This window comes from Exiguobacterium sp. Leaf187 (assembly GCF_001423925.1).
GTDB lineage: Bacteria > Bacillota > Bacilli > Exiguobacteriales > Exiguobacteriaceae > Exiguobacterium_A > Exiguobacterium_A indicum.
On the sequence record NZ_LMPR01000009.1, the window covers coordinates 34,677 to 49,088 of the forward strand.

Sequence of the window (14,412 nt, forward strand, 5' to 3'; positions counted from 1 at the left end):
CTTTCGCTATAGGAGTGAATGAAACATGAAAATTTACACGAAGTCTGGTGACGAAGGAGAAACATCTCTCGTTGGTGGAAGAGTCAAAAAAAATGATCGGTTGATTAGCTTGATGGGAGAACTCGACGAATTGAACAGTTTCGTCGGACTTGCCCGGACGAAAGCATCGTCAATCGAGGTGCGTGAGCAACTGACAGTGATCCAGCACGCCTTATTCGATTGTGGTAGTGACTTGATGTATGTCGAGCCGCGCCCGTCACGTTTGAGTCAAGAAGCGACGGTTGATTTAGAAAGTTGGATCGACACGTTAACGGAGTTATCGCCGCCGCTCGATAAGTTCATCTTGCCTGGCGGAACGGAAGCAGCTGCAACGTTACACGTGGCACGGACGGTCTGTCGTCGCGTTGAACGTTCGATGATCGATGTTCCTCAAGCGGCTCATTTGTTACCGTTCATCAACCGACTCAGTGACTTCTTCTTTACAGCAGCCCGTTACGAGAATGCCGTCAAACAAAAAGCAGATATTGAATATGTCCGCAGTGCGCATGTATTCAAACGAAAGGATGGAGAGCAATGAGTCAGTCATTTAGTACATGGAAAAAGGAAGGAACGAGCTACCATCTCGTTCCGACCGACAAATTCAAGACGACGACGATTCTCGTCACATTTTCAGCACCGTTAGAAGCGAAGACGCTGACAAGCCGTGCAATCCTACCGTATATCATGGAAAAATCGACAGCCGCTTATCCGTCGATGAAAGCGTTACGTGAGCCGCTTGAAACACTATATGATGCGGGACTTTATGCGGACGCGTCGAAGTTCGGAGAAGAGCATGTCATCTCATTCCAACTCGATGTCGTCCGGGGAGAACTCGTCCATCATCCGTCGTTGTTAAAAGAAGCACTCGAATTGCTCGAGCAAATGGTGCTGTATCCAGATTTGACGGAAGGTGGCTTCCGTGAACAGTTCGTCAAACAAGAAAAACGATTGCATGCCTTACGGATCAGTTCACTATATGACGATAAAATGCGCTACGCACAGCAACGTCTTCTCGAATTGATGGCACCAGGTGAAGCCGTCGCGTTGCCATCGCTTGGAACACTCGAAGAACTCGAACAGATCACCCCGTCATCCTTGCGTGATACATACCGTTCGATGATCGAAGACGACCGGATTGATGTCTTCGTCGTCGGACATGTAACGAGGGAGGAGATGGAAGACGCTCTATCATTCTTGCCATCGCATTCTGAAAAAATCAGTCATTACATTCCGGCCCAAAAAGCAGTCAATGGTGTAAAACGGTCGAGTGAAACGCAACCGATCAAACAAGGTAAATTGCATCTTGGTTACCGGGTAGCGGTCGATCCGACATCTGCTGACTCGATTCGGATGCAAATCGTCAATGGTCTGTTCGGTGGCTTCCCGCATTCAAAACTGTTCATGAATGTCCGTGAAAAAGAGAGTCTCGCCTATTATGCGGCTTCACGGTATGCGGCATTGAACAGTGCACTCTATGTTTATGCCGGGGTCGACACGAAAGAAGCAGAACGTGCCGAGAAGATCATCTTGGAACAACTCGTTGATTTGAAAGCAGGACAGTTCACGGATGAAGAATTGACACAGACGAAGGCGATGTTGATCAATGCGCGCCGTCAAATCCTTGATCAGCCAGGTCAACTGATTGGTTGGTTGAATGGTTCGAAGATGCGTGGACTGACACTGGAAGATGAGATTCATATCATTGAAACGGCGACACGTGAAGACGTCGTTCGATTAGCAGCGGCAATCGATCTTGATGCCGTATATCTATTGCGAGGTGAAGCATGATGGAACAACTAACCTATCACGATACAGACGAAACGGTATACCACGAGCAGCTCGATAACGGCTTATCCGTCTATTTGTTGCAAAAAAAAGGATACGAAAAGACGTATGCGACGTTTACGACGCGTTATGGTTCGATTGATCAACGATTCAAAAAAGGCGAGGAATGGATCACGGTACCGGACGGCATCGCCCATTTCCTCGAGCATAAGATGTTCGAATCCGAAAAAGGGGACGTCTTCCAAGAGTTCGGTCGTCTCGGTGCCTCTGCGAACGCCTTTACCTCGTTCTCGCGGACAGCGTATTTGTTCTCAGCGACGTCGTTGATCGAACAAAACCTCGAGACGTTGATCGATTTCGTACAAGATCCCTACTTCACGCCGGAAAGCGTTGAAAAAGAGAAAGGGATCATTACGCAAGAAATCCAGATGTATCAAGATAATCCGGGATGGCGCCTGTTCTTCGGTCTGATCGAATCGATGTATGCATCGCATCCAGTTCGGATCGATATCGCGGGAACTCCGGAATCAATCAATCAAATCACAGCCGATGACTTGTACACGTGCTACCGTACGTTCTATCATCCATCGAACATGGTGTTGTTCGTCGTCGGAAACATCGATCCGGAAGCGACACTGGCATTGATCAAGGCGAACCAAGCGAAGAAAGACTATACGGATCGCCCGGCAATCGAACGAGATTACGGTCAAGAGCCGCATGGCGTACATCGTCCACGTTTTGAACTCGAGCTCGACGTTAAGACACCAAAGGTATTGATCGGTTACAAGGACGAATCGCTTCGCGGCGAGGCACAAGTCCGCCGTGAGTTAACGAGTGAACTGCTGTTACACCTCTTGTTCGATCAGACATCATCGACGTATTTGGAACTGTATGAAGACGGTCTGATTGACGATACGTTCAGCTTTGATTACTCGAGTGAGGAAGAGTTCGCCTTTGCGACGTTTGGCATGGAGACAGAGGATCCAGACAAGTTCATCCAAGCGTATGAGACACTCCTGCAAACGCGTCCTGACTTCACGGAAGATGAAGTCACGCGCAAGCGGAACATGATGCAAGGGAAATTCCTCCGTGCCTTGAATTCACCGGAATTCATTGCGAATCAGTTCTCGCGTCACGCACTTGCCGGTACGAATCTGTTCACGCTTCCGACATTGATTGCTTCGATTACGAAAGAAGAGATTGAAGCCCGTTTCGACGAGTTGTTCGCCATTGAAAACCGGGCGATCTCAATCGTCAAACCGTACGCGTGATGCGAATCCTCATCACCGGTGCGAGTGGCGCCATTGGTCTTGCGGCAGCAAAACAACTTGCTGCCGCCGGACATGAATTGGTGCTTCAGACGTATCGACAGCAAGCGGTTTTAGAACGGATGATAGAGGAGTGGCAAGGCGAGCACCACATCCTGACTGCGAATTTAGCAGACGAGAAGGACTTGCAGGCATTTTGTGCGGCATTACCTGTCGTCGATGCCTTCGTCCATTGTGCCGGAACGAGTTATAGCGGTCTGTTGCTCGATCAATCAGCAACATCAATGCACGAACTCTGGAAAATTCATGTCGAGGCGTTGATGCGCATCAGCCAAACCGTGACACGGACGAAACCGTTTACGTCGAAGCTTGCGATCGTCGTCATCAGTAGTGTGTTAGGAGAACAAGGTGTCGCGGGTGAGGTCGTCTATTCGACATGCAAGGCGGCACAGCTTGGATTCGTCAAGGCATACAGTAAGGAACTTGGACCGATGCATGGACGCATCAATGCGATTACGCCGGGGTGGATCGATACGCCGATGAACGCGATTTTTTCTGAGGATGAAAAGGCAGAAGCGATTGCTGAAATTCCTGCCGGACGATTCGGAAAAGCAGAGGAAGTGGCTACTGCGATCCGCTACTTAGTGCAACCCGAATCGAGTTATGTATCGGGAGCCATCCTTAAAATAGATGGCGCGTGGATGTAAGCATTGGAATTTCAGTTCAGGAATGCTTTTCATTTTTCAAAAAATCATTTAACATGAGGAATGGATAATCGTATCAATAGAGGAGGATGGGCGCGTGAGTGAGTTCGAGCAATGGTATCTCGAATATGAATTAAAGGTCAATCGTCCCGGTATACTCGGGGACATTGCTTCGTTGATGGGAATGTTACATATTTCGATCGTGACGATCAATGGTGTCGATCATCAACGACGCGGTATGTTGCTCCAAACGAAACAACCGGATCAAATTCCACGACTCGCCGCTATTCTCAAGACGATGTCAACCATAGAGGTCATCAAACTACGAAAACCAAAACTACGTGACCGAATCGCGATTCGTCACGGGCGCTATATCGATCAAAGCAGTGATGAACGAAAGACGTTCCGCTTCGTCCGGGAAGACTTAGGGATTCTCGTCGATTTCATGGCAGAGCTATGTAAACAGGATGGGCACTTGTTGATTGGTGTCCGCGGCATGCCACGCGTCGGTAAGACGGAGTCGATCGTCGCAGCGAGCGTCAGTGCAAATAAGAAATGGCTGTTCCTATCGTCGACGTTGATTAAACAGACGGTTCGAACATCGTTGTTCGACGACGAGCGGACGGGTGATTATGTTTACATCATCGATGCGTTAGTGTCACAACGAAATTTCGATGAACGACACTGGCAAATCCTGCGGGAAGTCATGCGTCTACCCGCGACGAAGATCGTCGAACATCCGGATGCGTTCGTCAAATCGAGTGAGTATACGTGGGATGATTTTGATTACATCATTGAATTACGCAACACGACTGAAGAAATCATTGTGACTGAACTGCCTCGTTCCCATGGGGGAAATGATTGGTTCAACTTTGAATAAGTATGAAAAATGGAAGGTGTGTTACCGATGACCGAGCTCGGAACCTACTTAAAGGAACAACGGGAGGCGCTAGGCGTCTCTCTCGAACAAATTCAAACGACGACAAAGATTCAAAAGCGTTACATCGTCGCGATCGAAGAAGGCAATTATGATCAATTGCCGGGAGCCTTTTACGCCCGGGCCTTCATCAAGACATATGCGGAAGCACTCGGTCTTGACGTCGATGAAGTCTTTACGACTTATAAACGTGATCTTCCGGAACCGGAAGCACAACCGGTCGTCGAACTGTCACGGCGCGCGACGTATTCGAAATCCAGTGCTCCGAAAAAGAGCGTTGCGAAGCGTTGGATTCCGAATATCATCATCATCGTACTAATCTTTGCAATCGGTACTGCCTTGTATTATGGTCTGCAGACGTTCCTCGACGGTAACGAAGAGGCGAAGACGTCCGCACCGAAGCAAAATGATGTCACGATCGATCAAGGGGACGCGCCAAGTAAAGAGACGGATGCGCCTGCGAAGACGGAAGAAGAGCCGAAGGAAGAACCGGCGAAACAGGAAGAAACAAAAGAAGAACCTAAAAAAGAGGCACTTGCTGCGAAGTCGACATCTGGTCAAGATGTCACGTATGAAGTCGCAACGAAAGATACGATGAGTGTCTCGATTCAAATCAAGAAAGATGCCTCTCCGTCGCCATTCGTCGGTGTGCGTGATACATCACTTGAAGGAAAAGCACTCGCGCCAGACCACATCAACGCATCGGATCCGAATCCGATCGTCGTGAAGGACGCGAAGACGGACTTGATCCGCATCCGGATCGGTTCGATTAAAGGGATTGATAAAATCGTCGTCAATGACCAAGAACTGAAACTGAACCGTTCGCTTCTCGTCCAAAACATCTATCTAAAGAAAGTAGCCACGCCGTAATCCGGCGTGCCTTCTTTTAGATGGTATGTCATTTACATATGAAATGAAGGAGGAGGGCGTTACATGAACTTACCGAATCAATTGACAGTATTACGTGTTTTATTAATTCCCGTGTTCGTCATCGTACTTGCGATTGATCCGAACTGGGGACAGTGGGATGTGTTGGGAGCCGAGCTTCCCGTCTCACACTTCGTTGCAGCTATCATCTTCCTTGTTGCTTCACTGACGGACTGGCTCGATGGATATATCGCTCGTAAACAAAAATTAGTGACGAACTTTGGAAAATTCATGGATCCACTTGCCGACAAGATGTTAGTCGCTGCTGCGCTTGTCTACTTGGTGGAACTTGGATTCGTCGCAGCATGGATCGTCGTTATCATTCTCTGTCGAGAGTTCGCAGTCACGGGTCTTCGTCTCGTCGCATCTGACGAAGGGATCGTCCTTGCTGCCGGAAACTCTGGGAAAGCCAAGACATGGGTCCAGCTGACATCAATCACGGCATACTTGTTGCACGATATCATCTTTGCGATGTGGAACATTCCGTTCGCAGATATTACGATGTGGCTTGCTTTGATCTTGACGATCTACTCAGGCGTCGAATATTTCTCGAAAAACATTAAGTTAATTACGAAATCCATGTAAGATGGATCAATTTAGACTGTTCGTCATACCGAACAGTCTTTTCTTATACTTCAAGAAGGTGAGGAATCAACATGAAAGCAGAAATCATCGCAGTCGGAAGCGAACTCCTCCTTGGGGAAATCGCGAACACGAATGCACAGTACCTTTCCGAATGGTTAGCGAGTGCCGGAATTGACGTTCATTATCATACAGTCGTCGGTGACAATCGCGAACGGATGCAAGAAACATTCCGTCAGGCACAACAGCGGGCAGATCTCCTCGTCATCACAGGAGGTCTTGGACCGACGGAAGACGATTTGACGAAAGAGGTGCTCGCTGATCTCCTCGGACGTGATCTCGTTCTCGATCAAGCGGCGTACGAGCGAATCGAAGGGTTTTTAAAGACACGTCAACGAGAGATGACGATCAACGAACGAAAACAAGCATTAATCATCGATGGTGCAACGGTTTTACGTAATGATGCAGGACTTGCTCCCGGTATGTCGGTCCAAACGGAGCATCACCAATATATCGTCTTACCCGGTGTGCCACGCGAGATGAAGCAAATCCTCAAAGATCACTTCAGTCATCTATTCGGTCAAGAAACGATTCGTTCTCGAACGTTACGATTCTTCGGAATCGGGGAATCGGCTTTAAACGACCGTCTAGAAACGTTGATCAAGGAAGCTACCAATCCATCGGTCGCACCGTATGCGGAGCTCGCTGAAGTCCGGTTGCGCCTGACGGCTAAAGCACTCGATCAACAGGAAGCCGATCGTATGCTCGATGAACTCGAACAACACGTCCTTGCTGAAGTCGGCATGTACTTTTATGGATATGGGGAGACGAGTCTGCCGGAAGTCGTCCTAAAACGGTATCAAGAAGCAGGATTGACACTTTCGCTCGCCGAATCACTGACGGGAGGAGCTGTCGCGAGTGGTCTCGTTGATGTCAGCGGTGCGAGTCAAGTATTGCGCGGGAGCGCTGTCGTCTATGATGATGCAGCGAAGCAAGCCGTGTTATCGGTACCAGAGGATTTATTACGAGAGCATACTGCTGTCAGTAAAGAGGTAGCGATTGCGATGGCTGAAGGGGCACGAGAACTGTATCAATCCGATATCGCCGTCGCCTTGACGGGGGAAGCAGGTCCGACGAGCAACAGTGGAAAAGTGGTCGGAACGGTCTATTGTGCTGTTGCGGACGCACATGGAACACGGATCGTCGAATGGCAATATCCATCGTTCGACAGAGGCATGATTCGACTGCGCGCCGTCAAGGATACCTATTTCCTTTTACTGAAACATCTCGAAAAATCATCAGAGTAAGAAAAATGATCGAAGTGCAAGTATGCGAATAAATGTTCGTAAAATGCTTGTCATTCGGTCTCAAAAGAAGTACAATAATCTCAGTAAGATAATTAAAAGGAGGCCTGCTACGTGAGTGATCGTAAAGCAGCACTTGAGATGGCGTTACGCCAGATAGAGAAACAGTTCGGTAAAGGTTCTATCATGAAACTCGGAGAAAATGCGGATCAGAAGGTATCAGTAATCTCTTCTGGATCGATTACATTAGATATTGCCCTAGGTGCAGGTGGATACCCACGTGGACGGGTCATCGAAGTATACGGACCTGAATCGTCAGGTAAAACGACGGTTGCGCTTCATGCAATCGCAGAAGTTCAAAAACAAGGCGGACAAGCCGCATTCATCGATGCGGAGCACGCGCTCGATCCAGCATATGCAAACAAACTCGGTGTCAACATCGATGAGCTCCTCTTGTCACAACCGGACACTGGGGAACAGGCACTTGAAATCGCGGAAGCACTCGTTCGTTCTGGTGCGGTCGATATTCTTGTCGTCGACTCGGTTGCAGCACTCGTACCAAAAGCAGAGATCGAAGGCGAGATGGGTGACTCACACGTCGGTCTTCAAGCACGTTTGATGAGCCAAGCGCTTCGTAAGTTGTCTGGTGCAACGAATAAATCGAAGACGATCGTCATCTTCATCAACCAAATCCGTGAAAAAATCGGTGTCATGTTCGGTAACCCGGAAACAACTCCAGGCGGTCGTGCACTTAAATTCTACTCGTCTGTTCGTTTAGAAGTGCGTCGTGCGGAAGCGTTGAAAAACGGTACGGATGTCGTCGGTAACAAAACGAAGATTAAGGTCGTCAAGAACAAGATCGCACCTCCGTTCAAACAAGCGGAAGTCGACATCATGTATGGTCTCGGGATTTCGAAAGTCGGCGAGTTGATCGACATCGGAACAGACCTTGATATCGTTCAAAAGAGTGGTGCATGGTACTCGTACAACTCTGAACGTCTCGGTCAAGGGCGTGAGAACGCGAAACAATACATGGTCGAGCATCCGGAAGTCGCAGCAGAGGTCGAACGTTTGATTCGTGAACACCACGGTCTCGTCGATCGCGAAGAGCCGGTTGATTTCGAAGCAGAACAACCAGAAGATCTATTTGCTGAATAAACCGTTTCAGAGAGGATTCGCGTGCGAATCCTCTCTTTTTTAGTGTAAAAGAGGAAAACAGTGGAATTCTTTCCCGTCCGTTCGTTGACAATGAACGAGTGCTATCCTTACAATATAGATGTACGTTTTTTAGACAGCTTCGATGAAATACCGAAATGAACTAAGAAACACCTTGCAAAGGGGAGGTGAACCCATGAGTACACTGACTTGGATTGTCATACTTCTCCTCACTTTGCTGATCGCATTCATCGTAGGCTACTTCTTGCGGAAATCGATTGCAGAAGCGAAAATTCAAGGCGCAGAAACGGAAGCGAACAAAATCGTCGAACGTGCGCGTGAATCGGCTGAGGCAACGAAAAAAGAAGCAGTACTCGAAGCGAAAGATGAAGCATTCAAACTTCGTAACGAAGTGGAAAAAGAATTGCGTGAACGTCGCCAAGAGCTAGCGAAACAAGAAGCCCGGTTGCTCCAGAAAGAAGAGACACTCGATCGCCGTGTTGACGCTATCGACCGTAAGGAAGATCAAATCAATACACGTGATGCAGAGATCGCGAAACGGAAGCATCAAGCTGAAGAACTAGAGCGCAAAGTAGAGGACCTGTATGAACAGGGACGTCAAGAGCTTGTCCGCGTCGCGAATTTATCGCAAGACGAGGCAAGAACGATCATCATGGATGAGACGAAACAGGCTGCTTTACATGACGCAGCCATTCTTCAAAAAGAAATCGAACAAAAAGCAAAAGAAGAAGCCGACAAGAAAGCACGTAACATCTTGTCACTTGCGATTCAACGGTTCGCCGCTGAACATATCGCAGAGACGACTGTATCGGTCGTCAACTTACCGAACGATGAGATGAAAGGTCGGATCATCGGACGGGAAGGCCGCAACATCCGTACGCTCGAGACCTTGACTGGGATCGACTTGATCATCGATGATACGCCGGAAGCCGTCATTTTGTCTGGTTTTGACCCAATTCGTCGCGAAGTCGCTAAAATGGCGCTCGAGAAATTGGTTCAGGATGGTCGGATTCACCCGGCCCGTATTGAAGAGATGGTCGACAAATCCCGTCGTGAAGTCGACGAGCGGATTCGAGAAATCGGGGAAGAAGCGACGTATGATGTCGGAATCCACGGCATTCATCCGGACCTTGTCAAAATTCTCGGTCGCTTGAAGTACCGTACGAGTTACGGACAGAACGTCCTGTATCACTCACTTGAGGTTGCCCACCTTGCAGGTATGATGGCAGCTGAACTTGGAGAAGATGTCACGCTTGCGAAGCGTGCGGGTCTTCTGCATGATATCGGGAAAGCGATCGACCACGAAGTCGAAGGCAGTCACGTTGAGATCGGAGTCGAGCTCGGTACGAAGTACAAAGAGCATCCAACCGTCATCAATGCGATCGCGTCCCACCACGGGGATACGGAAGCGACATCTGTCATTTCCGTCTTGGTCGCAGCTGCGGATGCATTATCTGCTGCTCGTCCAGGTGCACGTCAAGAGACACTCGAAAGTTATATCCGCCGTCTCGAACGCCTCGAGGAAATCTCGGAATCGTTCGACGGTGTCGAAAAATCATTTGCGATCCAAGCGGGTCGTGAAGTCCGTATCATCGTTCGACCTGACGTCGTCGATGATGTACTGGCTCACAAGATGGCGAGTGACATCCGGAAAAAAATCGAAGAAGAACTCGATTATCCGGGACACATCAAAGTCACGGTCATTCGGGAAACACGAGCAGTCGAATACGCGAAATAAGTGGAGTGGCGGGCGACCGCCACTTTTTTTAATGAACGGAGGAACAGCAATGAAGATTTTATTCATCGGAGACGTCGTCGGTGCACCCGGTCGACACATCCTGCAACAATTCACAGCACGCCTGAAAGCGAAGTATAACCCGAACGTCATGCTCGTCAACGGCGAAAACGCGGCACACGGACGCGGCATCACGAAGTCGATCTATCATCAATTCCTTGAACTCGGATTCCACGGAATCACGATGGGGAACCACACGTTTGATAACCGCGACATCTTTGACTGGATCGACGACGCGGATCGAATCGTCCGTCCGGCGAACTATCCGGAAGGCACGCCAGGTCGTGGGATGATGATCGTCAAAGCAGGTAATAAAAAGATTGCCGTCATCAACGTCCAAGGAACGGTCTTCTTACCACCACTCGGTGACCCGTTCCGTACCGTCGATGCACTGATTGCTGAAGTCGAAGGAAAAGTTGATGCCATCTTCGTTGATGTCCATGCGGAAGCAACGAGTGAGAAAATTGCGATGGGCTATCACCTCGACGGTCGAGTACAAGCTGTCGTCGGCACACATACGCACGTCCAGACAGCAGATGAGCGTGTCCTTGACGGAGGAACGGCTTACATCACGGATGTCGGGATGACAGGTCCGCTGAACGGCGTGCTCGGAATGCGCCAGGAAGATGTCCTACGAAAATTCAAGACACAGCTCCCAACACGGTTTGAAGTTGCCGAAGGACGGGAACAACTTAATGGAGTCTTGATTCATATCGATGACACAACCAAAAAAGCAACGAAGATTGAACGGATTCATCTGACGGATCAGTCAGTATTCTTCGACTGATTGCCATTTCTGGATGGGGAGGTACACGCATGGACGTCCTGAAAGTATCAGCTAAGTCGAATCCAAACGCGGTAGCAGGTGCACTCGCGGGTGTCATTCGAGAGAGAGGTTCCGTCGAGATTCAGGCCATTGGTGCGGGAGCGCTCAATCAGTCTGTCAAAGCCGTCGCCATCGCACGCGGATTCGTGGCGCCTTCTGGCATCGACTTGATTTGTATCCCAGCCTTCACAGACATTTTGATTGATGGGGAAGAGAGAACCGCCATCAAACTCATCATCGAACCACGATAACGAATTGGACATAGGTCCTATTTGCAAGTAGACCATTTACTCGACTGGAGTAGATGGTCTTTTTGCTGCGCCTGCGAAATTTTCTCACCTTTCCACCGAGGGAGCATTGTACTACTTCCGGTAAATCGGTATCATGAGGGAGGATAGAGAGAACTATCATTTCAGGGGACAGAGAAGGAGCGAACGTCGATGTATAATCAGTTATCATGGAAAGTTGGCGGTCAGCAGGGAGAAGGGATCGAATCAACAGGCGAAATCTTTGCGATTGCCTTGAATCGACTCGGCTATTACCTGTATGGTTACCGTCACTTTTCGTCACGTATCAAGGGAGGACATACGAACAATAAGATTCGTGTCGCGACACAGGAAGTCCGGACGATTTCCGATGATCTCGATATTTTGGTCGCATTCGATCAAGAGACGATCGATGTTAACTTCCATGAATTGCGTCAAGGTGCCATCATCATCGCGGATGCGAAATTCAATCCGACGAATCCGGACGAAGCACGCGCTTCCTTGTATGCGATTCCATTTACGGAAATTGCAGCTGATCTCGGTACGGCCTTGATGAAGAACATGGTCGCGATCGGTGCATCGAGCGCGATTCTCGGCATTGCACCGGAACGTTTCCAAGCCGTCGTCGAACAGATTTTCGGTCGAAAAGGTCCAGACATGGTCGAGAAAAACTTAGCGGCAATCCGTGAAGGAGCAGCAGCGTTCGAAGCACTTGCAGGAGAGGGCGAACGGTTCGTCTTGGAACCGGCTGACGGAAAACAACGGATGTTCATGATCGGAAACGATGCGATCGCCCTTGGTGCAATCGCCGGTGGAGCGCGTCTGATGGCGGCTTACCCGATCACACCATCATCTGAGATCATGGAATACTTAATCAAGAAACTGCCGCAGTTCGGCGGAACGGTCGTCCAGACGGAAGACGAGCTGGCAGCAGTCACAATGGCAATCGGTGCGAACTACGCAGGTGTCCGTGCTTTGACGGCGTCTGCTGGTCCAGGATTGTCATTGATGGCGGAAGCGATCGGATTATCCGGGATGACGGAAACACCGCTCGTCATCGTCGATACACAACGGGGCGGTCCGTCAACCGGTCTACCGACGAAACAGGAACAGTCTGACCTGATGGCGATGATCTACAGCACGCATGGTGAGATTCCAAAGGTCGTTTTGGCACCGTCAACGGTCGAGGAAGCGTTCTACGATGCAGCAGAGGCATTCAACATCGCAGAGGAATACCAGTGTCCTGTCATTCTATTGACGGATTTGATGCTGTCTCTTGGAAAACAATCGGTCGAACCACCGGATATGTCACGCGTTGAGATCCGACGCGGGAAGTTGATCCAGGAAGACTTACCGAAACTTGAAGGAAAAGCGTACTTCAAACGCTACGAAGTGACGGAAGATGGGATCAGCCCACGTGTCATTCCAGGCGTCAAGCATGGGATTCATCATGTAACGGGTGTTGAGCACAATGAGGAAGGTCGTCCGTCGGAAGCGACGAAGAACCGAGTCGATCAGATGACGAAGCGACTCCGTAAGCTGAACACGTTCCGCTTACAGGATGCCGTTCTCGTAACGGAGCATCATGCAGAACCGGATATCTTATTCGTCGGTTTCAACTCGACACGTGGAACGATCGAAGAGATCATGCCACGACTCGAAGCACAAGGAATCAAGGTTGATCACTTGCATATCCGTCAAGTCCATCCGTTCCCAAGTGAGCTCGTCACGCCGCACTTAGAGCGGGCAAAACGAGTCATCGTCGTCGAGTACAACGCAACGGGACAACTGGCGAAGCTGATCCAGATGAACTGTGGACATGCATCGAAGATCGAGCATATCCTGAAATTCAATGGCGACCCGTTCTACCCAGCAGAGGTCGTCGAGCAGGTCGTAGGAGGGGTATATCATGGCAACCTTTAAAGATTTTAGAAACGATGTCAAACCAAACTGGTGTCCAGGGTGTGGAGACTTCTCGATTCAAGCAGCGATTCAGCGTGCTGTCGCGAACGTCGGTCTCGAACCAGAAGAGTTGGCATTGATTTCCGGGATTGGCTGTTCTGGTCGGATTTCCGGTTATATCAATACGTATGGCTTCCACGGCGTTCATGGACGGTCCCTTCCGATCGCCCAAGGTGTCAAGATGGCGAACCGCGAATTGACGGTCATCGCGTCTGGTGGCGACGGTGATGGATTTGCAATCGGCATGGGACATACGATTCATGCATTCAAGCGCAATGTCGACATGACGTACATCGTCATGGACAATCAGATTTACGGCTTGACGAAAGGGCAGACATCACCCACTTCTGCACCTGGATTCAAGACGAAATCTACTCCAAAAGGGTCGATCGAAAAGAGTGTTTCACCGGTTGAACTCGCCTTGACGGCTGGCGCGACGTTCGTTGCCCAAAGCTTCTCGAACGATTTGAAGGGCTTGACGCAACTGATCGAGCAAGCGACGGCACATAAAGGATTTGCCTTCATCAACGTCTTCAGTCCGTGTGTCACGTTCAACAAGGTCAATACGTACGATTGGTTCAAACAGAACTTGACGAAGCTGTCCGACATCGAAGGATATGATCCGTCGAACTTGGATCTTGCGAAACAAACTGTTCATGCGCACGACGGACTCGTCATGGGATTGATCTATCAGGATGAAACTCGTCCTGATTACCAGTCACAAATCGATGGGTATCAAGAATCGGGTCTCGCGTATGCGGATCTTGAGCTGAACGAAGAAACATTCGGTAAACTGGCAGCAGAATTCATGTAAGATAGAGGAAAGATGTGTTTGGTTTTT

14 protein-coding genes are annotated in these 14,412 nt (G+C 49.4%); all 14 read left to right on the forward strand.

What is annotated here, in order from left to right; translation table 11 throughout:
- The first annotated feature begins 25 nt into the window (after window positions 1–25).
- The 14 genes from ASF99_RS04120 to ASF99_RS04185 all read left to right on the forward strand — a co-directional run bounded on the left by ASF99_RS04120 (window position 26) and on the right by ASF99_RS04185 (window position 14,385).
- A complete protein-coding gene (locus tag ASF99_RS04120) occupies window positions 26–577 on the forward strand; it encodes a cob(I)yrinic acid a,c-diamide adenosyltransferase (RefSeq protein ID WP_029341191.1) in 552 nt (183 codons plus the stop codon).
- On the forward strand, window positions 574–1,827 hold the full coding sequence (gene yfmF, locus ASF99_RS04125) for an EF-P 5-aminopentanol modification-associated protein YfmF (protein WP_055967099.1): 1,254 nt from the start codon (window positions 574–576) through the stop codon (window positions 1,825–1,827). The genes ASF99_RS04120 and yfmF overlap by 4 nt, the downstream gene beginning before the upstream one ends.
- Window positions 1,824–3,095 (forward strand): EF-P 5-aminopentanol modification-associated protein YfmH, encoded by a 1,272-nt coding sequence (gene yfmH, locus ASF99_RS04130; RefSeq protein ID WP_235515864.1) that lies wholly within the window; start codon window positions 1,824–1,826, stop codon window positions 3,093–3,095. Before yfmF ends, yfmH begins: the two co-directional genes overlap by 4 nt.
- Window positions 3,095–3,799 (forward strand): elongation factor P 5-aminopentanone reductase, encoded by a 705-nt coding sequence (gene ymfI / locus ASF99_RS04135; protein ID WP_023467697.1) that lies wholly within the window; start codon window positions 3,095–3,097, stop codon window positions 3,797–3,799. The genes yfmH and ymfI overlap by 1 nt, the downstream gene beginning before the upstream one ends.
- A 94-nt stretch (window positions 3,800–3,893) precedes the next feature.
- On the forward strand, window positions 3,894–4,676 hold the full coding sequence (locus ASF99_RS04140) for a DUF3388 domain-containing protein (RefSeq protein WP_023467698.1): 783 nt from the start codon (window positions 3,894–3,896) through the stop codon (window positions 4,674–4,676).
- Window positions 4,677–4,703: 27 nt separating this feature from the next.
- Window positions 4,704–5,603, forward strand: coding sequence for a helix-turn-helix domain-containing protein (locus tag ASF99_RS04145; protein ID WP_035398676.1), 900 nt, complete (start codon window positions 4,704–4,706; stop codon window positions 5,601–5,603).
- Between the two features lie 63 nt (window positions 5,604–5,666).
- The gene (gene pgsA / locus ASF99_RS04150) at window positions 5,667–6,245 is read left to right on the forward strand and encodes a CDP-diacylglycerol--glycerol-3-phosphate 3-phosphatidyltransferase (RefSeq protein WP_023467700.1); all 579 of its coding nucleotides are present in this window, start codon (window positions 5,667–5,669) and stop codon (window positions 6,243–6,245) included.
- Window positions 6,246–6,316: 71 nt separating this feature from the next.
- The gene (locus ASF99_RS04155) at window positions 6,317–7,549 is read left to right on the forward strand and encodes a competence/damage-inducible protein A (protein WP_035398191.1); all 1,233 of its coding nucleotides are present in this window, start codon (window positions 6,317–6,319) and stop codon (window positions 7,547–7,549) included.
- 111 nt (window positions 7,550–7,660) lie between these two features.
- Window positions 7,661–8,704: a recombinase RecA gene (recA, locus tag ASF99_RS04160; RefSeq protein WP_023467702.1), complete on the forward strand. Its 1,044-nt coding sequence runs from the start codon at window positions 7,661–7,663 to the stop codon at window positions 8,702–8,704.
- A 193-nt stretch (window positions 8,705–8,897) separates the two neighbouring features.
- A complete protein-coding gene (rny, locus tag ASF99_RS04165; RefSeq protein WP_023467703.1) occupies window positions 8,898–10,460 on the forward strand; it encodes a ribonuclease Y in 1,563 nt (520 codons plus the stop codon).
- Between the two features lie 49 nt (window positions 10,461–10,509).
- Entirely contained in the window at window positions 10,510–11,304 is a 795-nt protein-coding gene (locus tag ASF99_RS04170) for a TIGR00282 family metallophosphoesterase (RefSeq protein WP_023467704.1), read from the forward strand.
- A 29-nt stretch (window positions 11,305–11,333) separates the two neighbouring features.
- The gene (locus ASF99_RS04175) at window positions 11,334–11,594 is read left to right on the forward strand and encodes a stage V sporulation protein S (RefSeq protein WP_023467705.1); all 261 of its coding nucleotides are present in this window, start codon (window positions 11,334–11,336) and stop codon (window positions 11,592–11,594) included.
- Between the two features lie 189 nt (window positions 11,595–11,783).
- Window positions 11,784–13,532, forward strand: coding sequence for a 2-oxoacid:acceptor oxidoreductase subunit alpha (locus ASF99_RS04180; RefSeq protein ID WP_055967103.1), 1,749 nt, complete (start codon window positions 11,784–11,786; stop codon window positions 13,530–13,532).
- Window positions 13,519–14,385, forward strand: a complete 867-nt coding sequence (locus ASF99_RS04185) for a 2-oxoacid:ferredoxin oxidoreductase subunit beta (protein WP_023467707.1) — start codon at window positions 13,519–13,521, stop codon at window positions 14,383–14,385. The genes ASF99_RS04180 and ASF99_RS04185 overlap by 14 nt, the downstream gene beginning before the upstream one ends.
- Window positions 14,386–14,412: the final 27 nt, after the last annotated feature.